Annotated in this window: 23 protein-coding genes; 10 read left to right on the forward strand and 13 right to left on the reverse strand. The window is 60.7% G+C overall.

The window, feature by feature from the left end:
• The first annotated feature begins 2 nt into the window (after positions 1 to 2).
• The gene (locus DevBK_RS16410; RefSeq protein ID WP_317186226.1) at positions 3 to 677 is read left to right on the forward strand and encodes a GntR family transcriptional regulator; all 675 of its coding nucleotides are present in this window, start codon (positions 3 to 5) and stop codon (positions 675 to 677) included.
• Positions 678 to 810: 133 nt separating this feature from the next.
• Positions 811 to 1785 carry an aldo/keto reductase gene (locus DevBK_RS16415; protein ID WP_317186227.1) on the forward strand — a complete coding sequence of 325 codons (975 nt, stop codon included), beginning with the start codon at positions 811 to 813 and terminating at the stop codon, positions 1783 to 1785.
• Between the two features lie 21 nt (positions 1786 to 1806).
• Here the strand turns inward: DevBK_RS16415 and DevBK_RS16420 are convergent, their stop codons facing one another.
• Positions 1807 to 2313, reverse strand: coding sequence for a hypothetical protein (locus tag DevBK_RS16420; protein ID WP_244483941.1), 507 nt, complete (start codon positions 2311 to 2313; stop codon positions 1807 to 1809).
• 103 nt (positions 2314 to 2416) lie between these two features.
• Here DevBK_RS16420 and DevBK_RS16425 point away from each other — a divergent pair, with 103 nt between their 5' ends.
• Both DevBK_RS16425 and DevBK_RS16430 read left to right on the forward strand, forming a co-directional pair.
• Positions 2417 to 5329, forward strand: a complete 2913-nt coding sequence (locus DevBK_RS16425; RefSeq protein WP_317186228.1) for an insulinase family protein — start codon at positions 2417 to 2419, stop codon at positions 5327 to 5329.
• Between the two features lie 64 nt (positions 5330 to 5393).
• A complete protein-coding gene (locus DevBK_RS16430) occupies positions 5394 to 5975 on the forward strand; it encodes an exopolysaccharide biosynthesis protein (protein ID WP_317186229.1) in 582 nt (193 codons plus the stop codon).
• 83 nt (positions 5976 to 6058) lie between these two features.
• Here DevBK_RS16430 and DevBK_RS16435 read toward each other — a convergent pair whose 3' ends face one another.
• The 6 genes from DevBK_RS16435 to DevBK_RS16460 form a co-directional block, all read right to left on the reverse strand.
• Complete coding sequence (locus tag DevBK_RS16435) at positions 6059 to 7486, reverse strand: NAD(P)(+) transhydrogenase (Re/Si-specific) subunit beta (RefSeq protein ID WP_317186551.1); 1428 nt, start codon at positions 7484 to 7486, stop codon at positions 6059 to 6061.
• Positions 7487 to 7494: 8 nt separating this feature from the next.
• A complete protein-coding gene (locus DevBK_RS16440) occupies positions 7495 to 7857 on the reverse strand; it encodes a proton-translocating transhydrogenase family protein (RefSeq protein ID WP_062629210.1) in 363 nt (120 codons plus the stop codon).
• Complete coding sequence (locus DevBK_RS16445) at positions 7858 to 9351, reverse strand: Re/Si-specific NAD(P)(+) transhydrogenase subunit alpha (RefSeq protein WP_410494089.1); 1494 nt, start codon at positions 9349 to 9351, stop codon at positions 7858 to 7860. It lies immediately after the preceding gene.
• Between the two features lie 62 nt (positions 9352 to 9413).
• On the reverse strand, positions 9414 to 9584 hold the full coding sequence (locus DevBK_RS16450; protein WP_082460853.1) for an aa3-type cytochrome c oxidase subunit IV: 171 nt from the start codon (positions 9582 to 9584) through the stop codon (positions 9414 to 9416).
• Between the two features lie 37 nt (positions 9585 to 9621).
• The gene (locus tag DevBK_RS16455) at positions 9622 to 11424 is read right to left on the reverse strand and encodes a M3 family oligoendopeptidase (protein WP_061909484.1); all 1803 of its coding nucleotides are present in this window, start codon (positions 11422 to 11424) and stop codon (positions 9622 to 9624) included.
• A gap of 65 nt (positions 11425 to 11489) precedes the next feature.
• Positions 11490 to 12248 carry a sulfite exporter TauE/SafE family protein gene (locus DevBK_RS16460; RefSeq protein WP_061909482.1) on the reverse strand — a complete coding sequence of 253 codons (759 nt, stop codon included), beginning with the start codon at positions 12246 to 12248 and terminating at the stop codon, positions 11490 to 11492.
• A 100-nt stretch (positions 12249 to 12348) separates the two neighbouring features.
• On the opposite strand from DevBK_RS16460, the gene DevBK_RS16465 reads away from it, so the two are divergent.
• Positions 12349 to 12528 carry a hypothetical protein gene (locus DevBK_RS16465; protein ID WP_317186230.1) on the forward strand — a complete coding sequence of 60 codons (180 nt, stop codon included), beginning with the start codon at positions 12349 to 12351 and terminating at the stop codon, positions 12526 to 12528.
• 155 nt (positions 12529 to 12683) lie between these two features.
• Here the strand turns inward: DevBK_RS16465 and DevBK_RS16470 are convergent, their stop codons facing one another.
• Complete coding sequence (locus DevBK_RS16470; protein WP_061909474.1) at positions 12684 to 13406, reverse strand: DUF1013 domain-containing protein; 723 nt, start codon at positions 13404 to 13406, stop codon at positions 12684 to 12686.
• Between the two features lie 160 nt (positions 13407 to 13566).
• Positions 13567 to 14580, reverse strand: coding sequence for an NAD(P)H-quinone oxidoreductase (locus DevBK_RS16475; protein ID WP_317186231.1), 1014 nt, complete (start codon positions 14578 to 14580; stop codon positions 13567 to 13569).
• Positions 14581 to 14660: 80 nt separating this feature from the next.
• Between DevBK_RS16475 and DevBK_RS16480 the strand changes: the two genes are divergently transcribed.
• The 4 genes from DevBK_RS16480 (at position 14661) to DevBK_RS16495 (ending at position 16265) form a co-directional block, all read left to right on the forward strand.
• Positions 14661 to 14849: a DUF1192 domain-containing protein gene (locus tag DevBK_RS16480; RefSeq protein WP_317186232.1), complete on the forward strand. Its 189-nt coding sequence runs from the start codon at positions 14661 to 14663 to the stop codon at positions 14847 to 14849.
• A gap of 97 nt (positions 14850 to 14946) precedes the next feature.
• The gene (locus DevBK_RS16485) at positions 14947 to 15168 is read left to right on the forward strand and encodes a hypothetical protein (RefSeq protein ID WP_061909470.1); all 222 of its coding nucleotides are present in this window, start codon (positions 14947 to 14949) and stop codon (positions 15166 to 15168) included.
• A gap of 24 nt (positions 15169 to 15192) precedes the next feature.
• Positions 15193 to 15399 carry a hypothetical protein gene (locus DevBK_RS16490; protein ID WP_061909468.1) on the forward strand — a complete coding sequence of 69 codons (207 nt, stop codon included), beginning with the start codon at positions 15193 to 15195 and terminating at the stop codon, positions 15397 to 15399.
• Positions 15400 to 15740: 341 nt separating this feature from the next.
• Positions 15741 to 16265, forward strand: a complete 525-nt coding sequence (locus DevBK_RS16495) for a DUF1465 family protein (protein WP_061909466.1) — start codon at positions 15741 to 15743, stop codon at positions 16263 to 16265.
• A 167-nt stretch (positions 16266 to 16432) separates the two neighbouring features.
• On the opposite strand, the gene rpmE is transcribed toward DevBK_RS16495, so the two are convergent.
• The gene (rpmE, locus tag DevBK_RS16500) at positions 16433 to 16654 is read right to left on the reverse strand and encodes a 50S ribosomal protein L31 (RefSeq protein WP_061909464.1); all 222 of its coding nucleotides are present in this window, start codon (positions 16652 to 16654) and stop codon (positions 16433 to 16435) included.
• Positions 16655 to 16865: 211 nt separating this feature from the next.
• On the opposite strand from rpmE, the gene DevBK_RS16505 reads away from it, so the two are divergent.
• Entirely contained in the window at positions 16866 to 18683 is a 1818-nt protein-coding gene (locus DevBK_RS16505) for an ABC transporter ATP-binding protein (protein WP_317186233.1), read from the forward strand.
• 145 nt (positions 18684 to 18828) lie between these two features.
• On the opposite strand, the gene DevBK_RS16510 is transcribed toward DevBK_RS16505, so the two are convergent.
• The 3 genes from DevBK_RS16510 to DevBK_RS16520 form a co-directional block, all read right to left on the reverse strand.
• The gene (locus DevBK_RS16510; RefSeq protein ID WP_317186234.1) at positions 18829 to 19854 is read right to left on the reverse strand and encodes a peptidoglycan -binding protein; all 1026 of its coding nucleotides are present in this window, start codon (positions 19852 to 19854) and stop codon (positions 18829 to 18831) included.
• Positions 19855 to 19857: 3 nt separating this feature from the next.
• Positions 19858 to 20847: a hypothetical protein gene (locus tag DevBK_RS16515; protein WP_061909460.1), complete on the reverse strand. Its 990-nt coding sequence runs from the start codon at positions 20845 to 20847 to the stop codon at positions 19858 to 19860.
• Positions 20848 to 20972: 125 nt separating this feature from the next.
• Positions 20973 to 21767, reverse strand: a complete 795-nt coding sequence (locus DevBK_RS16520; RefSeq protein WP_061909459.1) for an inositol monophosphatase family protein — start codon at positions 21765 to 21767, stop codon at positions 20973 to 20975.
• Positions 21768 to 21853: the final 86 nt, after the last annotated feature.

Below are 21853 nucleotides of genomic sequence, written 5' to 3' on the forward strand. Positions count from 1 at the left end.
CCATGGCAGCTTTGTTGGAGCATACCCAGGAAACCATCGCCATGCGCGTCGTCGATGCACTACGCGACGACATCATCACCATGTCGCTCAAGCCGGGCGATGTGATTTCAGAGAGCGATATCGCAGCGCGCTATGGCGTTTCGCGGCAGCCAGTGCGCGAGGCATTCATTCGATTGGCGCAGCAGGGATTGTTGCTGATCCGGCCCAAGCGCGCGACGGTGGTGAAAAAGATTTCGCCCGATGGCGTGCGGCAATCGCGCTTTATCCGCGAGAGCATCGAGGTCGAGATCATTCGCCGGGTGGCGGGCCAGCCGACGGACGACGCGGCCGATGTGCTGACGACGCTGATTGCTGACCAGGAAGCGGCCTCGGTGGCCAATGATTCGAGGCGTTTTCATACGCTCGACGAGCTTTTTCATCGCACGCTGGCGCGGCTGGCGGGTGTCGAATATGCGTGGCAGTTGATTGACGATCACAAGATGCAACTCGACCGCGTGCGCTATCTGACGCTCGGCGTCTCTTCGACGCAGAGGGCGATTGCCGAGCACAAGGACATCGCCCAGGCTGTGGCCAAGGCCGATCCGGCTGCGGCGGAAAAAGCCATGCGGGCGCATCTGGCGCGCGCCGAACTGCTGCTCAACCAGACGATCAGCGATTATCCAGACTTTTTCGAATAGGGCTGGATCAACGGGCGTTTCGCACCCGTTGCTATTCAATGCCTTGTTTTCGAGCCCTTTTGGCGCCGAAAGGTGCTAAGCGGGCGCAAGACATCATGCGCTTGGGCGCGACAGACTTTTGGGGAGCTGCGGTATGAAAACGCGGATTTTGGGCAAGACGGGTTACGAAGTCAGCGAAATCGGCCTCGGCTGCTGGCAGTTGGGCGGCGATTTCGGGCCAGTGGGCGACGAAGCGGCTGGTGAAATTCTCGATGCCGCCAATGCGGCCGGGATCAATTTTTGGGATACGGCCGACGTTTATGGTGGCGGTCTCTCCGAAAGCCGCATCGGCGCCCATGCCAAGGCACATGGCGTGCATGTTGCGACCAAACTCGGGCGCTCTGGATCGCTTTTCCCGAACAAATATTCCAAAGACAAGGTGCGCGAGAGCCTTATTGGCTCCGCCGAGCGCCTCGGCGTTTCGAGCCTTGATCTCGCGCAGCTCCATTGCGTGCCGACCAGCGTCTTGCAGGATGGCGAAATCTTTGCCTGGATGGACGAATTTAAGGCCGAAGGTCTCGTGCGCCATTGGGGTGCAAGCGTCGAGACGATCGAAGAAGGCCTGATCTGCCTCGAACAGCCGGGCTGCGCGACGCTGCAGATCATCTTCAATCTCTTCCGTCAGGACGCCGCCGAAAAGCTTCTGCCGCGAGCAGCGGAAAAGAATGTCGGCATCATTGTCCGCCTGCCGCTGGCGAGCGGGCTGTTGAGCGGCAAGTTCGACAAGAACACCACGTTCGATTCCACCGATCACCGCAGCTATAATCGCGACGGCGAGGCTTTTTCAGTCGGCGAGACTTTTTCGGGCATCAAATTCGAGCGCGGCATCGAACTGGTGCAGGAATTGAAGGGCCTCGCGCCCGAGGGCGTGCCGATGAGCCAATTTGCCCTGCGGTGGATTCTTGATCACCCGCAGGTGTCGACGATCATCGCTGGCGTCTCGAAGCCCGTGCAGATTGCCGACAATGTCGCGGCGTCCGAGCGCAAGAGCCTCTTCCCGGCGCTGATGAACCAGCTCGGCGACTGGTACGAAAAGACCGTGAAGCCGGAAATCCGCGGCGGGGTTTGAGCCCCGCCGTTTCCAAACTCGTCACTCGCAGGTCTTGGGCAGGATCGCTTCCAATTCGCCGCTTGCCGGTTTTAGCTCGCCGCTTTCGATGTGGAGGGGCTGATAGGGCGGGGCGTCCTGCACGGTGGGTTGGGCGAGGCGCAAGGTATAGCAGCCGGTGAATTGGGTGTGCTTGCCGGCGCCGTCGACGGCATCGATGGCGACGGGAAGCTTGTAATAGGTGCTGCCTGCCGCGCCTTCTTCGGTTTCCTCGCCGGTCAGCAGAGTGACGAATTCGGTGTTGGCGTAGCCTTTCTTGAAGGTCTCGTAATCGGCCTTGGCCGTTTCGTCCTCGGCCGAGGCGACGGTGTTCGAGGCATAGTATGACCAAGCGCGGAGATATTCCTTGCGGTCGATGGCGTTGTAGAGCGACTGGATCAAGGCGGTCGCGCTGGAGCGGTCGTCCTGGTAGGTGGGACTTTCCTGCGCAACGGCGGCTGTCATGGATATTCCGGCGAGGGCCAAGGCCAGAGTTGCAAATACTTTCATCGCGCATCCTCCAAAGATGTCTCACGGCCTTGCGACCGGGGTAGCGAAACAGCCAACGGCTAACTAGGTTATGCGGCAACAACAAGAAATTGAGAGTGCTCTCATGGCTTCCTCCCATCCCGCTTTCGAACTGGTGCGCGACGAAAAAGTTGCCGAGATCAATTCGCAGGCGCAGCTGTTTCGGCACAAGAAGACCGGGGCGGAGGTTTTGAGCCTCGTCAACGAAGACGAGAACAAGGTCTTTGGCATTACCTTCAAGACGCCGCCGGAGGATTCGACCGGGATCGCGCATATTCTCGAGCATTCGGTGCTCTGCGGGTCGCGAAAGTATCCGGTGAAGAAGCCCTTCGTGGAATTGTTGAAGGGGTCGATGCACACCTTCCTCAATGCCATGACTTTTCCGGACAAGACGGCCTATCCGGTGGCAAGCGCCAACCTCAAGGACTTTTACAACCTTGTAGACGTCTATCTCGACGCGGTGTTTTTCCCGCTCCTGACGGAAGACACGTTCGAGCAGGAAGGCTGGCATTATGAACTCGAAAGCGCGGATGCGCCGCTCGTTTATAAGGGCGTCGTCTTCAACGAGATGAAGGGCGTCTTTTCCTCGCCTGACTCGGTGATGCACGACCAGACGCAGCGCGCGCTTTATCCCGATACGACCTATGGCAAATCCTCGGGCGGCGACCCCAAGGATATTCCGGCGCTCACCTATGAGCAGTTCAAGCGCTTCCATCAGAAATTCTATCACCCCTCCAATGCCCGCGTGGTGTTTGCCGGCGACGACGCGCCGGAAAAGCGGCTCGCCATTCTCGATGAGGTGTTCAGCCAGTTCGACGCCGCGCCAGTCGATGCAGAGGTAAAACTGCAGCCGCGCTGGAATGCGCCGCGGCAGGTGAGCGGCACCTATGCCGGCCCGATCGACCCGGAAAAGCGCCGCGATGGCATGGTCAGCGTCAATTGGATGATCGATCCGCCGGAGGGCCGCGAGGAAACGCTGAGCCACGGTATTCTAAGCTATTTGCTGGCCGGGAACTCTGCCGCGCCGCTACGGAAGAAGCTCACCGAAAGCGCGATCGGCGAGAGCATGCTCGGCGGGGGGATTTCTACCTGGCTGAAGCAGCCCATGGCTGGCTTCGGGCTCAAGGGGATCGACCCTGCCGACGCGGAAAAGGTCGAAAAACTCATTCTCGATACGCTGGCCGAATTGGCGGAAACTGGCTTTTCCGAGGAGCAGCGAGAAGCGGCGCTCAATACGTTCGAGTTTCATCTACGCGAACAGAACACCGGCGGCCAGCCGCGGGGCATGAGCTATATGTTCACAGCGCTCGGGGCGTGGCTGCATGGCGGCGATCCGCTGGCGCCGCTGACTTTCGAGACCGCGCTTGAAGATCTGAAGCAGAAGGCTGGTCAGGGGCATTTCGAGCGTGAAATCCGCCGGCTGTTCCTCGACAATCCGCATCGCGTCACCTCGAAAATCGAAGCCGATCCGGAAAAGGGCGCCCGCGAGGCGAAGGCCGAGGACGACAAGCTTGCCGCTGTGCGTGCTGCCATGGACGATGCGGCGATCAAGGCGACGCAGGATCGTACCGAGCGGCTGAAGGCCCTGCAGGAAGAGGTCGATCGGCCGGAAGATCTTGCGAAAATTCCGACGCTGACGCTGGGCGATCTCGACCGCAAAATTCGCACCATACCGACCGAGGAGAGCGATCTGGCGGGGGCGCGGTTCCTGCACCACGATTTGCCGACGCTTGGGATTTTGTACCTCGATCTTGGCTTTGATCTGAAGGTTCTGAGTGCGGATCTGCTGCCATACCTGCCGCTCTTTGGCCGGGCAGTGCTGCAGACGGGTACGAGCAAGGAAGACTTTGTCAGCCTGACCCAGCGCATCGGCCGGACGACGGGCGGCATTGCCCAGCATCGGAGCCTGGCGACCAAACTCGACGATGGCCGCACGGCGGCCTGGTTCTTCCTCTCGGGCAAATCGGTGCCCGGCAAGTTTGGCGATATGCTCGACATCATGAGCGATGTGTTGCTCGATGCGCGGCTTGATAATCGCGATCGCATTCGCCAGATGGCGCTCGAGGAAAAGGCAGGTTTCGAGGCCCGCATGATCCCGGCGGGCAATTCCATTGTCGACACGCGCCTCAAGGCGGGGCTGACGGAAGCAAGCTGGGTCGCCGAGCAATTGGGCGGGATCAGCTATCTCCAGTTCCTGCGTGACCTCGTCAAGCGCATCGATAGCGATTGGGAGAGCGTTAAAGCACGCTTCTGCCAGATCCGCGACACGCTGTTCAACCGCGCCCGCATGGTCGTCAATCTGACGGCCGATGGCAGCCTGCTGGGTGACGCGAAGTCTTCACTCCAAAGCTTTGTGTCGGGCCTGCCGCAGCGGGACTTTGCCGAACAGGACTGGGGCTTTGTTGCCGCGCCCAAATCCGAGGGGCTCGTCATCCAGGCACAGGTGAATTATGTCGGCAAGGGCGCCAATCTCAAGGCGCTGGGCTATGAGACGTCCGCTGCTTCGGCGGTGGTGCTGCGCTTCCTCAACACCACCTATCTCTGGGACAAAGTGCGCGTGCAGGGCGGGGCCTATGGCGGATCGAGCCGCTTCGATCTCTCCTCGGGCAATTTTGCCTTCCTCTCCTATCGCGACCCCAACCTCTTGAAGACCCTCGATGCCTACGATGACGCCGCGAAGGCGCTGCGCGCCGGGATCGGCGAGACCGATCTGACGCGGTCGATCATCGGCGTCATCGGCGATAGCGATCGGCCCGAATTTGTTGATGCCAAGGGCTATTCGGCCATGTGGCGGCTTCTTACAGGGACGACCGACGCCATCCGCCAGCAGCGGCGCGATGAAATCCTAGGGACCAGCAATGCCGATTTTCTCGCACTGGCAGAGGCGGTCGAAGCGATCCGCGACAAGGGCCATGTCGTGGTTCTCGGCGGGGAAGCGGCGATCAGTGCTGCCAATGACAAGCGGCCTGGCCTGCTTGAAGTGACCAAGGTTCTCTAAAGCGCTACCCGGAACGCCGCATTCCTGTGCGGCGTTGCCCCTTTCAAAGGGAAAGGGTGGGACGATGAGCGACGAGGGCACACTCGGCCGCCTTGTGCGCAAGGTCGACGAGCGAGCGAAGGCAGGTGAGGCCGTTTCGATCGGCCTCATCCAGGAGATCGCCGGTCAACGCGCGGCCGGGCCGATGCTGCTCATTCCGGCGCTGATCGTCATTTCTCCGCTCAGCATCATCCCGGGTCTGCCGACGATGATCGGCCTCAATACTATCCTCGTTGCCGGGCAAATCGTTCTCGGGCGCGATCGGATCTGGCTGCCAAAGTGGCTGCGCGGGCGGTGCATTTCGGCCAAGCACGCTGAAAAGCTCTTGAAGTTTCTGCGGCCGGTGAGCCGCAAGGTCGATGGCGTCGTCAAGCGTCGGGCCAAGTTGCTGACCTCCATGCCGATGCGGCGGATCGGGGCGGTGGTCTGCGTGCTCGTCGGCATGATCATGCCGCTCTTGGAATTTATCCCGTTTACCTCGACTTGGGCGGGGACGATCATCGCGGTCTATGCGCTGGCGATTACCGCGCGCGATGGGTTTTTGGCGCTGGCCTGGATGGGGCTGGTGGGCGGGGCGGTGACAATCGCGCTGGCCTTATTGACCTGAAAAGCAGTCAATCGCCCGATGTCATCCCGGCCTTGAGCCGGCGTGACAATCGAGCACTGGGCCGGTGCTTGGGACCTAACGGGTCAGTGCCCCAGTCCCTTGACGATATCTTCCGTGACCTTTTTGGCATCGCCGAAAAGCATCATCGTGTTGTCGCGGAAGAAGAGTTCATTCTGGACGCCGGCATAGCCGGCGGCCATGCCGCGCTTGATAAAGAGCACGGTGCCGGCATCTTCGACATTGAGGACGGGCATGCCGTAGATGGGCGAGGTCTTATCGGTCTTTGCGGCGGGATTGGTCACGTCATTAGCGCCGATGACGAAGGCGACGTCGCTCTGAGCGAATTCGGAGTTGATGTCTTCGAGTTCGAAAACTTCGTCATAGGGGACGTTGGCTTCGGCGAGCAGCACGTTCATGTGGCCGGGCATGCGACCGGCGACGGGGTGGATGGCGTATTTGACTTCGACGCCGGCGGCTTTGAGCAGGTCCGCCATTTCGCGCAAGGCGTGCTGGGCCTGGGCGACGGCCATGCCATAGCCGGGGACGATGATGACTTTGCCCGCATTTTTCATCAGGAAGGCCGCGTCTTCGGCAGCGCCCTGTTTGACCGGGCGATCTTCTTCGGCCCCACTGGCAGCAGCGGCGCTATCGCCCCCAAAACCGCCGAGGATGACCGAGATGAAGCTGCGGTTCATCGCCTTGCACATGATGTAGGAGAGAATGGCGCCGGATGAGCCGACCAATGCGCCGGTGATGATGAGCGCGGTATTGCCAAGGGTAAAACCGATGCCCGCGGCGGCCCAGCCGGAATAGGAATTGAGCATGGAGACGACGACGGGCATGTCGGCGCCGCCGATCGGGATGATCATCAACCCGCCGAGAACGAGGGCGAGCAGGGTAATCAGCCAGAAGAGCGCGGGATTAGCCGTGACCGTAAAGGCCCAGACCAGCGCCAGCAGCACAATGGCGAGGACGATGTGGATCAGATGGCGCGCGGGCAGAATGATCGGCTTGCCGCTCATATTGCCATTGAGTTTGGCGAAGGCGATGACGGAGCCGGTGAAGGTGAAGGCACCGATCGCGACGCCGATCGACATTTCGATGAGGGCTTGCGCGTGGATGGTGCCGATGGCGAGGCCGGTCAGCGGATCGATATCGATGATGCCGAAGGCCTCTGGCGCATAGAGGGCAGCAGCCGCGACGAAGACGGCGGCGAGGCCGACGAGCGAGTGGAAGGCGGCGACAAGCTGGGGCATGTCGGTCATCTTCACTTCGCGCGCGATATAGGCGCCGATGCCGCCACCGAGGCCAAGGCCCACGATGATGAGGAGCCAGCTGACCCAATCGCTGGGGGCGGCGACGAGAAACGTCGTGACCACGGCGATGGCCATGCCAACCATGCCATAGAGATTGCCCTGGCGGGCGGACGAAGGGCTCGACAGGCCGCGCAGCGCGAGGATGAAGAGCACGCCGGAGACGAGATAGAAGATGGCGGCGATATTGGCGTCAATCATGACCGTCAGCCCTTCTTCTTATACATCGCCAGCATGCGCTGGGTGACGAGGAAACCGCCGAAGATGTTCACGCTGGCAAAGACCAGCGCGATGAAGCCGAAGAGTTTGCTGACCCAGCTTGCGTCGGTCGCGAGGTGCACGCCGACGGCGAGCAGGGCGCCGACGACGATCACCGAGGAAATGGCATTAGTGACGCTCATCAGCGGCGTGTGGAGCGCCGGGGTGACGCTCCAGACGACGAAATAGCCCACAAAGATGGCGAGGACGAAAATGGCGAGGCGGAAGGTGAAGGGGTCGATGGCGCCGCCGAGCGCCCCATGGGCGATGGCGGTGGTGGTGTCGGCGATCGCGCCTGCAGTCGTTTCCATTTAGAGCTCCCCCTCCGGCTTGACGATGGGCCGCCTTGTGGCGGGCTTTTTCTTGGGCGCGTTGGCCGCGTCGGGTGTCGAAGCAACTGCGGCGGCCTTTCGGGCGACGGCTTTCTTGGCGGCGGGTTGCGAGCCGGCAGGGGCAATGGCTTCGGAGGCGATCGTTGCCGCCGCCTTTTTGCGCGGGGCAGGCTTTGCCAGGGGCTCGTCAGCGAGGACCGCGACGGGCTTGGCTTTTGCTACTGCCGGCTTGCGCGTCGCGCCGGTTTTGATCGGGGCATCCTTGGCCACCAGTTTCCGGCTCGGCGTTTTTGGTTCTGGTGCGGTTACGGCGACGGGTTCAGCGGGGGCGGCGGGTGTCGCCGTGACCGTGGTGGCGAAATTGGGATGCACCACGGCGCCATCGCGGGTCAGAACTGTCGCCTTGACCAGTTCGTCGTCCCAGTTGATCGCGAGTTTTTTCTCAGTCTTGTCGATCAGGGTTTCGATGAAGGAGAGGAGGTTTTTGGCATAGAGCTGGCTGGCTGTCGTCGGAATGCGGCTCGCGAGATTGGTGAAGCCAAGGATCTTCACGCCATTATGCTCGACGATCTCGTCAGCGCGGGTGAGTTCGACATTGCCGCCACGCTCGGCGGCGAGATCGACGATGACAGAACCGGGCGCCATGCTTTCGACCATAGCAGCAGTGACTAGCTTTGGCGCCGGGCGGCCGGGAATGAGGGCCGTGGTAATGACGATGTCTTGCTTGGCGATGTGGCCGGCGACGAGTTCTGCCTGGGCCTGGCTTTCGGCCAAGGTCAGCTCGCGCGCATAGCCGCCGGTGCCTGAAGCGTCTTTGAGCGCATCGGTCATGATGAATTTTGCGCCGAGCGAGCCGACCTGTTCGGCGGCGGCAGCGCGGACGTCGGTCGCTGATACCACAGCGCCGAGACGGCGCGCCGTCGCAATGGCCTGAAGCCCGGCAACGCCGGCGCCCATGACGAAGGCCTTGGCGGGGCGCACGGTGCCAGCGGCAGTCATCATCATCGGCAAAGCGCGCTCGAAATGCGCGGCGGCTTCGATGACGGCCTGATAACCGGCGAGATTGGCCTGGGAGGAGAGGATATCCATCACCTGTGCGCGGGTGATGCGCGGCATGAATTCCATCGCAATGGCAGTGACGCCAGCCCCGGCGAGGGCGGCGATCTCGGCCTCATGGCCGTAGGGGTCGAGGCTCGCGATCAGAAGCGCACCAGGATTGGCCCCGGCAAGCGCTGCGGCCGCTGGACGGCGCACGGCAAGGATCAAATCGGCCTGCCAGACGGCTTCTTTCGCCGATGCGGCTATCGCGGCGCCGGCTTGAGTATATTGATCGTCGCTGATGCGAGATTTTTGGCCCGCACCGGTCTCGATGCTCACATTGGCACCGAGCCCGATCAGTTTGGCGACGGTCTCTGGCGTCGCGGCGACGCGGCTTTCGCCTGTAGCCGTTTCCCGCAGGATCGCAAGTTTCATGAAAATCTCCTCCCGCCTGCCAGGCGGGCAGGCAATTCCATGGCCTGCTGACTGAAGCCCCTTTAAGGGCGGATCACGAAGAAGAGGATGATCAGAAGGGCCGCTAGCAGATAAATGGACCACTTCACCGAGACGATGAAGCCATTATAGGTCTTCTCGTGTTCGACATAATCCATCGCCGATTCCAGGACGGGCTGCGAGTGATGCTCGGGGTGGTGGTGATTGGTGGCCATGTATTCCTCGAAATAGCGTCGTTTGTAGATGTGGAGCTTAGGGCGAATTTGCCTCAAGCTCGTCAATCAGCCCTTCGATCATGGAAAGGCCGAGCGTCCAGAAATTGGGGTCTTTGGCATCGAGCCCGAAGGGCGCCAAAAGTTCGGAATGATGCTTGCTTCCCCCAGCCTTGAGGAGCTCGAAATAGCGCTCCGCAAAGCCCTCACTCGATTTCTCATACTGTGCGTAGAGCGAGTTCACAAGGCAATCGCCGAATGCGTAGGCGTAGACGTAAAAGGGCGAGTGAATGAAGTGCGGAATATAGGTCCAGAAGATGTCGTAGCCTTCATTCTGGATGATCGCATCGCCTAGGGATTCTGACTGGACGTCGAGCCAGATCTGGTTGATTTCCTCGGTGCGTAGCTCGCCCTGGCGGCGGGCGGTGTGGACACGGCGCTCGAAGGTATAGAAGGCGATCTGGCGCACGACGGTGTTGAGCATGTCCTCCACCTTGGAGGACAAAAGCGCAAAGCGCTGTTGCTTGTCCGTGGTCTTGTCGAGGAGAGCGCGGAAGGTCAGCATTTCGCCAAACACCGAGGCGGTTTCGGCGAGTGTAAGAGGAGTGTTGGCGAGTATCGGGCCCTGCGCGGCGGCGAGGCGTTGGTGGACGCCGTGGCCGAGTTCATGCGCAAGCGTCATGATATCGCGCGTGCGACCGAGATAGTTGAGCATCAAATAGGGGTGGGCGCTCGGAACGGTAGGGTGCGCAAAGGCGCCCGAGAGCTTGCCATTGCCGGTTGGCGCGTCGATCCAGCCCGAATTGAAGAAGGGCTTTGCGACTTCGGCGAGATCGGGCGAGAAGCGGCCATAGGCGTCGAGGACGGTCGAGACGGCGGTGTCCCAGTCCCAGATGCGCTCGTCGCTCGTCGGTAGCGGCGCATTGCGGTCCCAGGCATTGAGCTTGTCCTTGCCGAACCATTTTGCCTTCATCTTGTAATAGCGATGCGACAGACGCGGATAGGCGGCCTCGACAGCGGCCTGGAGCGCGTCGACGACTTCGCGCTCGACCGAATTGGCCATGTGGCGGCTGTCAGCAATGTCTTCATAGCCGCGCCAGCGGTCGGAGATTTCCTTGTCCTTGGCGAGGACATTGGTGATGTGGGTGAAAAGGCGGCCGTTGGCCTTAAAGGTTTTGGCGAGGGCTTTGAAGCCGGCTTCGCGCTTGGTCTCGTCGCGGTCGGAGAGCAGGTTGAGCGTTGATTCAAGATTGAGCGTTTCGCCATCGATCTCGAATTCAAGGCTCGACATGGTTTCGTCAAAGAGGCGGTTCCAGGCGGAAAAGCCGGTGACGGATTTGTCGTGGAACAGCTCTTCGAGCTTGTCGTCGAGCTGGTAGGGCTTGGCTTTGCGCAGTTCGGCAAACCAGGTCTTGTAGCGGCCAAGTTCGGGATCGGCGGCCAGGGCGGCGTCGAGCGTTGCATCGTCGATGCGGTTGAGTTCGAGTTCGAAGAAGAGGACGCGGGTCGACAGGTTCGTCAGCGCCTCGTTGGTATCACCCATGAACTTGGCGCGATCAGGATCGGTCGAGCGCTGCGCATATTGGAGGAACGAGAAAGATCCAATGCGGCCGGTGAGGTCACCCAGAACTTCGCTATCCTTGATCGCCTTGATCAACCCGCCAGAAGCGGTGAGGTCGGCGAGCTTGCTCTTGTAGTCGGCCTCGAATTTGGCGGCGAGCGTCTTTGCTTCTTCGAGCGCTGCCTTGAATTCGGCGCTGTCCTTGCCGGGATAGAGATCGTTGAGGTCCCAAACCGGGAGATTGCCAAACTGGTTGTGGCCTTTTTGGGCAGCAGCGCTCATGCGAACTCGACTCCGAAGCTTTTATTTGGGGCGGACCTTAGCGAGCTTGGTCGGGGCTGTGAAGGTCAGCCCGCCAGAAGCCGATTGGTGCCGTCCCAGATCAGTTGCAGGGCAAGCAGGAACACCAGCCAATAGGCGATGCGATAGAAGAGTTTCATCGAGATGCGGCGGACGAGATAGATGCCGAGGAAAACCCCGATAACCCCCACGGGTGCGAGAGCGGCCGAGAGCGTCAGGTTGTGGACGTTGAGCTGGCCAAGGAAAAAGTAGGGGATGAGCTTGGCGGTATTGACGATGGCAAAGAACACCGCCGTCGTGCCGGAATACACCAAGGGCGGGAGTTTGCGCGGCAGGACGTAAATCTGAAACGGCGGGCCACCGGTGTGGGAAATGAAGCTCGTAAAGCCCGCGACGCCGCCCCAGAAGGTCCCCCAAGGCTTTGAGGGTGGCAGGCCTTCGAGCTTTTTGCGGATCGGGAACACTGCGTCGATGACAAAGAGCAGTGTAACAACGCCCACCATCAGCAGCACGACCGCATCGCTGACAAAGGCCCAGAGCGCCCAGCCAAGCAGGGTGCCGATTGCGGCGCCGGGCAACATGATCTTCAAGATATTGCGGTCGAATTCCTTGCGATACATCCAGACCGCAACGGCGTCCATGCAGAGCAGCACCGGCAGCATCATGCCCGCAGCGTCGCGCGCCGGCATGACCAGCGCCAGCAGCGGTACGCCGACGACGCCGAGGCCACCGAGGAGCCCGGCTTTGGACAGGCCAACAATCAGCACCGCGATGACGGCGACAGTGACGAAAACGGGGTCGATCATGGAAAGGCGAATCCGGCGGGAAGAGGTTCTATCCCCACTCCCAAGCGACAGCTTTGTCAATTGCTCCACACACATTCGCGCGAGGGGCGGCGCAGTAATCATGGTGCAACTTTTGGGCTCGACACTGGTACTCATGACATACCGTGCCAAAGGCTGGTTTTTCGCCGCCGCCATCAGCTTTTCCTTCTGGGTTCTCATCGCTCTCGTGAGCGTCGAGATCATGATGCAGTGGGAACAACCCAACCCGATCGAAGAGATCGCGGACGAAGCCGCGGTCTAGACCGCTTCATTCCCGGCTTGTCCGGGCAATCCAGCTCGCCTGCATATCGGCCACCCGCACAAGCCGGGCGACGGTCTTTGAGACATTTGGACCTTCAAACGAAAATCCCCGCCACTAGGGCGGGGATCGAAAAGATGGGCTGAAGGCCGGGCCGATTATTCGTCGGCGTTGGACTTGAGCGATTTGAGCTTGGAAAAGACCGAGTCGGCGTCGAGGTCTTCGTGGCCCTGGTTGCGACGGCCTTCGCCATCGTCTTCCTGGCTGCCATATTCTTCCTGCCGGGCATTGGCGCGCGCGAGCGCTTCTTCGGCGGTAAGAAGGGTCGTGCCTTCGGCGACTTCGTTCGGTGCACCGGCATCCTTGGATGCGCGCTTGACCTCGAGGTCGAGCTCGATCTGGCTGCAGAGACCAAGGGTCACCGGGTCCATGGCGGTCAGATTGGCCGAATTCCAGTGGCTGTTTTCACGCACGGATTCGATGGTCGACTTGGTGGTGCCCACGAGACGCATAATCTGTGCGTCCTTGAGCTCGGGATGGTTGCGCGTCAGCCACTTGATGGCATTGGGGCGCTCGTTGCGGCGCGAGATCGGGGTGTAACGCGGACCCTTGCGCTTGACGGCAGCAACGCGGACTTTTGGATCGGACAGCTTCAGGCGATAGTTTGGATTGCCTTCGGCCTTCTCGATCTCTTCTTTGGTCAACTGACCATTCTGGATCGGGTTGACGCCCATGATGCCCGAGGCGACGTCGCCATCGGCAATGCCCTGCACTTCGAGCGGATGCAGCGTGCAGAAGGCAGCGATCTGGTCAAAGGACAATGCGGTGTTGTCCACGAGCCAAACAGCGGTCGCCTTGGGCATGAGTAGGGGCTGGGACATGATAAAACTCTCCTGATGGCGCGGCCGGTTTTCCTCCGGACCGCTCCGCCTCAAAAGCCAAATGCTGAGGGGGAACTGCACACAATATAGAGTTTTGGCGCCATTTCCGCAACGCTGAAACCAGCCCATAACATTTAATTAGCGCAAATTTTATTTGGGCTCAGTCGGCGCTGGTCAGAAGAACGAGTTTCCCGAGATGGCTTCTTTTTTCCATGTGCTCATGTGCCTTGCTCGCTTCGGCCATGGGGAAGATCGTGACATTGGGTTTGACCCAATCGGGCAGCGATAGATGGGGCAGGAGCCGCAGGGCAATATGCTCGGCAATCGTGGCCTTGATCTCTTTTGGTTGCGGACGAAGAGTCGAGCCGGAAAGGGTCAGTCCCTTGGCCATCATCAAGCGTAGAGGAACCGGCGCCGTGCCGCCATCGAGCGTCGAAATCTGGACGATATGCCCGCCGCGGGCCGAGGCCTCTATATTGACCGCGGCCATATCGCCGCCGACGACATCGAGAACCCGATCGGCGCCCTTGCCGTCCGTCAATTCCATCACCCGGGCGGTGATGTCTTCGCTCCGGTCGATCGTCGCCGTGGCGCCAAGCCGTTTGGCATAGGCCGCTTTCTCGGGGCTCGAGGTGACGCCAATGGCTTTGGCGCCGATGATTTTTGCAATCTGGATGGCTGCCCCACCAATGCCGCCTGAGGCGCCGTGCACGAGCACAGTCATTCCCGAGAAAAGACCTGCGCGCATGACGAGCGTCTGGGTGACGGTGAACCAGGTTTCGGGCAGGGCCGCGGCTTCGGCAAAGCTCCAGCCGCGCGGAATGGGAAGAATCTGGCCTTCGGGCACGGCGACATAGCCGGCATAGCCGCCACCATTGGTCAGGGCCATCACTTTGTCGCCGACGCGATACCGGCCTGTCGTTTCACCCAGCGCAGCGATTTCACCAGATACTTCGAGACCGATAATTGGCGAGGCGTCTGCCGGCGGATCATATTGGCCCCGCCGCTGCGCCAGGTCTGGACCGTTGACACCGGCAGCGGCCACGCGGATCAGGACCTCGCCGCGACGCAAGGCGGGCAGGGGCTGCGTGCCGAGCACGAGGTTTTCGGGGCCGCCGGGCGATTGGAGCGCGATGGCGGACATGGTGGCTGGAAGCGAAGCAGTTTGGGTCATCTGTCCATGCTGACGCAAACCGGGCTTGCCCGGCAAGGGCAGCGCGTCCATCTTGGGGTCAAATGTTTCCGGAGGCTCCAATGGAAGATCAAGACCAGCGCGCGAAAATCCCCGTGAGCCATGAGGTTGGCATGGTGCTCGACGCGCTCTCCGTTTCGGAGCTCGAACAGCGCATCGCACTTCTCAAGACCGAGATCGTCCGGCTCGAGGCCGCGATCGATGCGCGTGGGGATACCCGCAAGGCAGCCGACGCCATCTTCAAGTTCTGAGCCGGCGAGTGCGGCGAATTAAGGTTAAACAAGACTAAAGGTTCGGTTGCGCCGCGCGCTGGGTTAAGCTTTTCTTAACACGGGAGGCGGCTCCGTTATGACTTGGAACCTTTTGTTCATCTTTGCACTTTTTGTGACATCCGGCACCTGCGCTCTGGTCTATGCGCTGCGTCTGGCCGGGGTCGAAGATGGCACGCCTCTTAACGCCCCAGCCCCTGACAATCTCACAGACCATGGATGGCAAGAGGCGCCGGTTCAGACTTTGATGTGGCAGGTGCAGGTGGCCCGCTATTGGCAGCCCCCGTTCCGCCGTCGCTAACAAGACGTTCAAGGAGAGCAGAGCATGACACCACAGGTTGACCGTATTCTCGAAGGCGTCCGTCCGATGGAAGTTACGCATCTCCAGGCTTTGGCAAGCGGCCAGATCCCGGTCGGCACCGCGCACCTGCGCCAGCTCGAAGACAAGGGGTGGATCGAAACGGTTGCCGGTACGCCCCTGATCACGCTGACCGGTCGCACGCTGCTCGATGGTGCCTCCGCCCGCATCTGATCTTCAGTTTGCGTCAGGGTTAAGAAATCGAGTCTTGTTAACACGCAATTAACGAGTTCGGGTTAAGGTGTCCTTATTCAGATCTTCTGGATTTTTCAGAGCGGTTCTCCCTCTGTTTGACGCCTCCCTGTAAACTTCGAGAGCCGTGTTTCACGGCTCTTTTTCTTTTTCTGGGGCATTAGTTCTCGCAAAAGGCGTGGCACCTATACCACTTGTTGAGATTAGTTGGCGCCTGGAGGTGACGGGGGCCACATTTGTGCCTACCATGGCAGGCACATGATGGACGCAATCCGTCCGTCTTGACAATTTCAGCGCAAAAGACGCCAAAGCCGGGATGAACCGTGGCCGATAGCAGCGAAACCAGCCGACACGCCATTTCCCTCGGGCCGCGCATCGCAGCCTCTGGCGGGTTCGAACAGCTTTATCGCGAAGGCATGGGCCTGATCGAAGCCGTCGCCACCTATCTCGATCAGGAGGGGCGCGAAGATAGCCGTCTCCTGCCGCGCGAAGCCGCTTTCCTCTATGCCACCGAATCCATGCGCCTGACGACGCGCCTCATGCAGATTGCCTCATGGCTCCTCTTGCAGCGGGCGGTCAATGAAGGCGAAATTTCCCGCGAAAATGCGCGCACCGAAAAGGAAAAGGTGCAGTTTTCTGCAACGCCTTCCGAGCGGGGCGGGCCGGGATATGATCATCTGCCGGTCAAACTTCGCGACTTCATCGACCTCGGCGATCGGCTGTTCGAGCGGGTCACCCAGCTCGATCAGCTCGAGCGCGGCAAATTGCCAGAGGTGCCGACCGGCCAGGTCAACGGCATTGCCGACCAGTTTTCGCGCCTCCACGCCGCGTTCAAGCGCACGGAATAGTTTTCCCATTGACGGAAAAGGCCTCAGCCTGAGGAGCGGAGCTTCGAAGGTCGAGTGCGTGCTCGTATATACTCTGGCGAGGTTTTCGCGCTCGCGCCGGGTGCATGAGTTAAACAAAAAACCCGGCGCAAGGCCGGGCTTTTCGAATTCTTGTTTGCAAGAACAGCTTAAAGGCCGAGGCCCTTGAAGCGTTCCTTGAAGCGGCTGACGCGACCGCCGCGGTCCATCAGCTGGCCCGTGCCGCCGGTCCAGGCGGGATGAGTCTTGGGATCGATATCGAGCTGCAGCGTATCGCCTTCCTTGCCGTAGGTCGAACGGGTCTGGTAGGCGGTGCCATCGGTCATCACGACATTGATGGTGTGGTATTCGGGATGGATATCGGACTTCATCGCTTGCGCCTCAAATCGAACGGGCGAAGTGGCGCCCGGAGAGCTGGAAACTGGTGTTGGGCGGCTTCTTACCTAATGGAGCCTCAATAGGCAAGGGCAGGGGAGCGGCAATTTTACCCTCGTCCACGAGGTTGCTCCCCGGCAAGGCGGGGCCTATATCCAACCGGCCGCTGCAGGGCGGTTTTCCAGCCAACGAGAACGGCGCACACATATGACCGATCAAGCCGTTCCGGCAGAGAGCAATAGCGAAAAGGTAATCGAGGCAGCGCGGATACAGCCCAAGCGGCTGCAGCCGCTGCGCCGTCTCATGCCGTTCATGCTCGCCTATCCGGTGCGCCTCTCGCTCACCGTGCTCTTTCTTCTCGTTTCGGCGACGACGTCCCTCGCGATTCCCGCCATGCTCGGTGGCGTCATCGATCGCGGCTTTATCGAGAAGAACCTCGATATGGTCGGCCAGTATGGTTTCATCATCATAGCCATTGCCGCCGTGATGGCGCTTGCGAGCGGCGCGCGCTTTTATTTCATCTCCGTCATCGGCGAGCGCGTCATCGCCGATCTCCGCCAGGCGGTGTTTTCCCATCTCCTTCGCCTCGATGCGCGTTACTTCGATACCAATCGCGTCGGTGAACTGACGAGCCGGCTTAATGGCGATGTCGCCATTATTCGCGGTGCGGTGGGATCGAGTTTCTCGCTGGTTCTGCGCTCCATGGTCACGATCATCGGCGCGCTGATCATGATGGTGCTGACGAGTCCGGTGCTGACGGCCGCTGTTGTTATCGCCGTCCCGACTATTCTTGTTCCCGTCGTCCTCTATTCGCGCCGCCTCCGCGGCATGTCGCGAAAAACCCAGGATGCGCTGGCCGATCTTTCTGCCATGGCAACGGAAATGCTTGGCGCGCCGCGCACCGTCAAATCCTTCACCCAGGAAGCCAGCCAGTCCGAAATCTATCGCGAGCGCAGCGAAGAAAGTTTCGAGGCCGAAGTTCGCCGCCTAAGCGCCCGCGCATTGCTCGTCGCGCTTGTTATTTTCCTCGGCACCTGTGCGCTTGTGGGGCTTGTCTGGTGGGGCGCCCGCGCTGTCTTCGAGGGATCGGTCACGGCGGGCCAGTTGGCGCAGTTCATGGTCTATGCCTTGATGGCCTCGGGTGCTCTGACCAACGTTTCGGAAGTTCTGGGCTCGCTCCAGACCATTGCCGGCTCGACCGAGCGGCTGACGGAAATTCTTGATACGGACGCTGCTATCGAAGATCCGAAAAATCCGGTGCCGCTGCCGCAGCCGTCGCTGGGCACCGTGGCCTTCGATCGGGTGAGCTTCACCTATGATCCGATGGCGACTGGCAAAGTGCTCGACGATCTCTCCTTTACTGTCGCCAAGGGCGAGACGGTTGCGCTCGTTGGTCCGTCAGGATCGGGGAAGTCGACGACCCTCTCGCTGCTGCAACGCTTTTACGATGTCGCTGGCGGATCCATTACGGTCGATGGCGTCGATATCCGCGATGCAAAGCTCTTCGACCTCCGTCACCGCTTTGCCTATGTCGAGCAGGAGCCGACCATTTTTGCTGGGACGATCGCGGACAATATCCGCTTCGGCAAACCAGACGCGACCGACGCGGAAATCGAGGCGGCGGCCCGCTCAGCGCTGGTGCATGATTTCGTTGTCGACTTGCCGGCCGGTTATCAAACGGTCGTCGGCGAGCGCGGCGTTATGCTGTCGGGTGGCCAGAAGCAGCGTCTCGCCATTGCCCGTGCGATCCTCAAAAATGCGCCGATCCTGCTCCTTGATGAAGCGACCTCGGCGCTTGATGCGCAGAGTGAGCGGCTCGTGCAAATGGCGCTCGAGCATTTGATGGCCGGGCGCACGACGCTCGTTATCGCGCACCGCCTCGCCACCATTCGTGACGCCAACAAAATTCTCGTGCTTGAAGCGGGTCGCATCATCGACCAGGGGACGCATGAGGAATTGGTTGCCAAGGGCGGGCGCTATGCGGAACTCGCGAAACTTCAGTTCCGGTCGGACCTGACCCACTGAACAAGTAAGGCCAAAAGGCCCCTCACCCGGCCCTACAGGCCGACCTCTCCCCCGAAGGGAGAGGTGTCGCTCCGCGACTTTGGCAACCCCCACCTCTCCCTTCGGGGGAGAGGTCGCCGCAGTGCGGCGGGTGAGGGGCCTTGCCTTATCCTTCGGTCAGTTTGAACTCGATGCGACGGTTGCGCCTGAACGCTTCGTCGGTATTGCCGGGGTCAAGCGGCGCATATTCGCCAAAGCCGGCGGCGACGAGACGGGCAGGGGCGACGCCCTTGCTGACGAGATATTGGGCGACGGAGATGGCGCGCGCTGCCGACAGCTCCCAGTTGGATGGGAAGCGGGCATTGGAAATCGGCCGGCTATCGGTGTGGCCGTCGATGCGCAGCACCCAATTGATATCTGACGGGATTTCCTGTTCGAGCTGCAGGATTGCATCGGCCAGCGCATCGAGTTCGGGGCGTCCGCCTGCCTGGATTTCGGCCTGGCCGGGATCGAACAGCACTTCGGACTGGAAGACGAAACGGTCGCCCACAACGCGGACGTCCGCGCGACCTTCGAGAATCTGCCGCAAGCGCCCGAAGAAGTCGGAGCGATAGCGCGACAGATCCTGAACGCGCTGGGCCAGCGCCAGATTGAGACGGCGGCCGAGATCGGCGATCTGCGTCCGCGATTCCGTATCGCGGGTTTCCGAGGCTTCGAGCGCAGCTTCAAGCGCCCCGATCTGCGTGCGCAGGGCCGCTAGTTGCTGGTTGAGCAGGGCAACCTGCGCATTGGCTTCATCGGAGAGCTTTTGCGAGCCGATCAGATCATCCTGCAGACCTGCAATGGTCGCGTCGCGATCGCCAAGCCCGGCGCCGATGCCGCTTAGCTGGGAGGTCAGATCCTGATTGCGGGCCTCGGAGCTTGATAGAGTTGCCTGCAGCGTCGCTAATTGATCGGTGAGATCGCCTGAATTGGCGCGCTCGAGTTGTAGCAATTCGGTCAGTTCCGCGATCTGGCTATTGAGCCGCGATAGCGCAGTGTCCCGTCCCTGGATCTCCTGTCCCAGAAAGAACTGGGTGAGCATGAAGAGGCTCAAGAGGAAGATGATGACGAGCAGGAGGCTCGACAGCGCGTCGACGAAGCCCGGCCAGTAATTGGCCTCTACTCTGCGGCGCGAGCGGCTCGATGGCATGGCTTAGTCCCGACGCTCGGTGGTGTCGGTTTCGTTGAGCATGGCCTCGATCAGGCTGCGGAGCTTTTTGTTGGTCTCGCTCTGTTCGGTGATATAGGCGCGCAGGTCTTCTTGCTCGGTGCGGATGTGCTTGACGAGGCCATCGATGCCGCGCGCCAGTTCGGCCATGGCGCGAATGGCGTTCTGCGAGGAATTCTGGCTCTGCATATTGGCGCCGAGCTTATCGAACATTGCCTGGATTTCGGGCCCACCGGCATTGGCCTGCATGGCGCTGACCGGGTGATCGAGCTCGGTCATGGAGGTCATCCAGTCTTCAAGATCTGTATAAAAGGCGTTCTGTGCCTGGCTCGTCTGAAGATCGAGAAAGCCGAGGATCAGCGAGCCGGCAAGACCAAACAAGGAGGACGAAAAGGCGGTGCCCATCCCGCCCAGTGGCGCGGCAAGACCCTCCTTGAGATTGGCAAAGAGTGCGGTGCTGTCGGCGGAGGTGACGTCGAGTGCGTTGATGACGCCGGCGACGGAGCTCACGGTTTCGAGGAGACCATAGAATGTCCCCATGAGGCCGAGGAAGACGAGAAGACCAGTGAGATAACGCGACGTATCCTTGGCTTCATCGAGGCGGTTGCCGACGGAATCAAGGATCGACCGCATGGAAGATGGCGTGATGATCGCCTCGCCGATCCGCTCGCGGAGCAGCCCAGCAACGGGGGCCAGCAGAATCGGAGGGCGCACCTGGCTCGAGCCGCCGTCCTGAAGGGAATTGACCCACTTTACCTCAGGGAAAAGCCGGAAAACTTGCCGGAAGCTGAGGAAAATGCCGATGAAGAGGGCGAAGAAGATCATCGAATTGATGAACGGGTTCGCCCAGAAGAAAGTGAGGATCTGTTGAGAGAGGATAGCGGCGACCAGTGCCGCCAGAATCAGGAAAATGACGATTTTGACGAGGTAAACGGCCGGGCTGGCGAGGTGATAGGGATCGTAACCTTGCGTCATCGTGCCTTTAACCTCTGCCTCGCGCAGCAAATCAACTGCGTGCGAGACTAGAGGCGGCGGAATGGCGTGACAATGGAAAAGGTTAACGGTTCCGCAGAGGTGATAGGAACATCACCCCTCGGAGGTCACTGAACACCCTTGAGCGACTTAAGGAGCGCGCCCTGCAGCGTTTCGTTGCCGGCAACGATCTGGCCGTTCCACACCGAACCGGGCTGGCCGGCATAATCGGTGACGAGGCCGCCGGCTTCCTTGACCATCAGCAAGCCCGGAGCGACGTCCCAAGGCTTGAGGCCGGCTTCCCAAAGAGCGTCGAAGCGGCCGGAAGCAAGCCATGCCATGTCCACGGAGATCGAGCCCGAGCGACGGATACCGGCCACGGCCGGATTGACATGAGCGAGCTGGCGCAACTGCAGACCATCATTGGACGTGCCCTGCGTCTTGATGCCGGTCACGACGACCGCGTCCGACAGGTGCCGGCGTTCGGCGACACGCAAGCGCTTGCGATCGGCCAGCCAGGCGCCGCCGCCCTTTTCAGCGGTGTAGAGCTCGTCCATCACCGGATTATAGATCACCGAAGCCACGATATCATCGCCACGCTGCAGCGCGATAGCGACGGCAAAAAGCGGGATGGAATGGAGGAAATTGGTGGTGCCATCGAGCGGATCGATGATCCAGGTGTGCTGGCCATCGGTGCCGGCAACCTCGCCGCCTTCTTCCATGAGGAAAGCATAGGTCGGGCGCGCCTTGCGCAGCTCATCGTAGACGATCTGTTCGGCGCGGAGGTCGGCCTTCGACACGAAATCGGCCGGACCCTTGCGCGAGACCTGGAGGTTTTCGACCTCGTTGAAATCGCGCGACAGCGACTTGCCAGCCTTGATGGCGGCATTGACCATGACGGTGAGAAGGGCGGAACGCGCCATTGTTTTCAAGCTCGCTGGTTCAAGCGGTGTGTCGGACCCGCCGGGACGAGACATCCCGGCGCGGCCTCACTTGGGCCAAGCCCTGC

It is taken from the genome of Devosia sp. BK (assembly GCF_032907385.1).
GTDB lineage: Bacteria > Pseudomonadota > Alphaproteobacteria > Rhizobiales > Devosiaceae > Devosia.

Bases quoted from the DNA above. Each gene is read 5' to 3' on its own strand.
- DevBK_RS16410 (WP_317186226.1), top strand. From the start codon at position 3: ATGGCAGCTTTGTTGGAGCATACCCAGGAAACCATCGCCATGCGCGTC.
- DevBK_RS16415 (WP_317186227.1), top strand. From the start codon at position 811: ATGAAAACGCGGATTTTGGGCAAGACGGGTTACGAAGTCAGCGAAATC.
- DevBK_RS16420 (WP_244483941.1), bottom strand. From the start codon at position 2,313: ATGAAAGTATTTGCAACTCTGGCCTTGGCCCTCGCCGGAATATCCATG.
- DevBK_RS16425 (WP_317186228.1), top strand. From the start codon at position 2,417: ATGGCTTCCTCCCATCCCGCTTTCGAACTGGTGCGCGACGAAAAAGTT.
- DevBK_RS16430 (WP_317186229.1), top strand. From the start codon at position 5,394: ATGAGCGACGAGGGCACACTCGGCCGCCTTGTGCGCAAGGTCGACGAG.
- DevBK_RS16440 (WP_062629210.1), bottom strand. From the start codon at position 7,857: ATGGAAACGACTGCAGGCGCGATCGCCGACACCACCACCGCCATCGCC.
- DevBK_RS16445 (WP_410494089.1), bottom strand. From the start codon at position 9,351: ATGAAACTTGCGATCCTGCGGGAAACGGCTACAGGCGAAAGCCGCGTC.
- DevBK_RS16450 (WP_082460853.1), bottom strand. From the start codon at position 9,584: ATGGCCACCAATCACCACCACCCCGAGCATCACTCGCAGCCCGTCCTG.
- DevBK_RS16455 (WP_061909484.1), bottom strand. From the start codon at position 11,424: ATGAGCGCTGCTGCCCAAAAAGGCCACAACCAGTTTGGCAATCTCCCG.
- DevBK_RS16460 (WP_061909482.1), bottom strand. From the start codon at position 12,248: ATGATCGACCCCGTTTTCGTCACTGTCGCCGTCATCGCGGTGCTGATT.
- DevBK_RS16465 (WP_317186230.1), top strand. From the start codon at position 12,349: ATGGTGCAACTTTTGGGCTCGACACTGGTACTCATGACATACCGTGCC.
- DevBK_RS16470 (WP_061909474.1), bottom strand. From the start codon at position 13,406: ATGTCCCAGCCCCTACTCATGCCCAAGGCGACCGCTGTTTGGCTCGTG.
- DevBK_RS16475 (WP_317186231.1), bottom strand. From the start codon at position 14,580: ATGACCCAAACTGCTTCGCTTCCAGCCACCATGTCCGCCATCGCGCTC.
- DevBK_RS16480 (WP_317186232.1), top strand. From the start codon at position 14,661: ATGGAAGATCAAGACCAGCGCGCGAAAATCCCCGTGAGCCATGAGGTT.
- DevBK_RS16485 (WP_061909470.1), top strand. From the start codon at position 14,947: ATGACTTGGAACCTTTTGTTCATCTTTGCACTTTTTGTGACATCCGGC.
- DevBK_RS16490 (WP_061909468.1), top strand. From the start codon at position 15,193: ATGACACCACAGGTTGACCGTATTCTCGAAGGCGTCCGTCCGATGGAA.
- rpmE (WP_061909464.1), bottom strand. From the start codon at position 16,654: ATGAAGTCCGATATCCATCCCGAATACCACACCATCAATGTCGTGATG.
- DevBK_RS16505 (WP_317186233.1), top strand. From the start codon at position 16,866: ATGACCGATCAAGCCGTTCCGGCAGAGAGCAATAGCGAAAAGGTAATC.
- DevBK_RS16510 (WP_317186234.1), bottom strand. From the start codon at position 19,854: ATGCCATCGAGCCGCTCGCGCCGCAGAGTAGAGGCCAATTACTGGCCG.
- DevBK_RS16515 (WP_061909460.1), bottom strand. From the start codon at position 20,847: ATGACGCAAGGTTACGATCCCTATCACCTCGCCAGCCCGGCCGTTTAC.
- DevBK_RS16520 (WP_061909459.1), bottom strand. From the start codon at position 21,767: ATGGCGCGTTCCGCCCTTCTCACCGTCATGGTCAATGCCGCCATCAAG.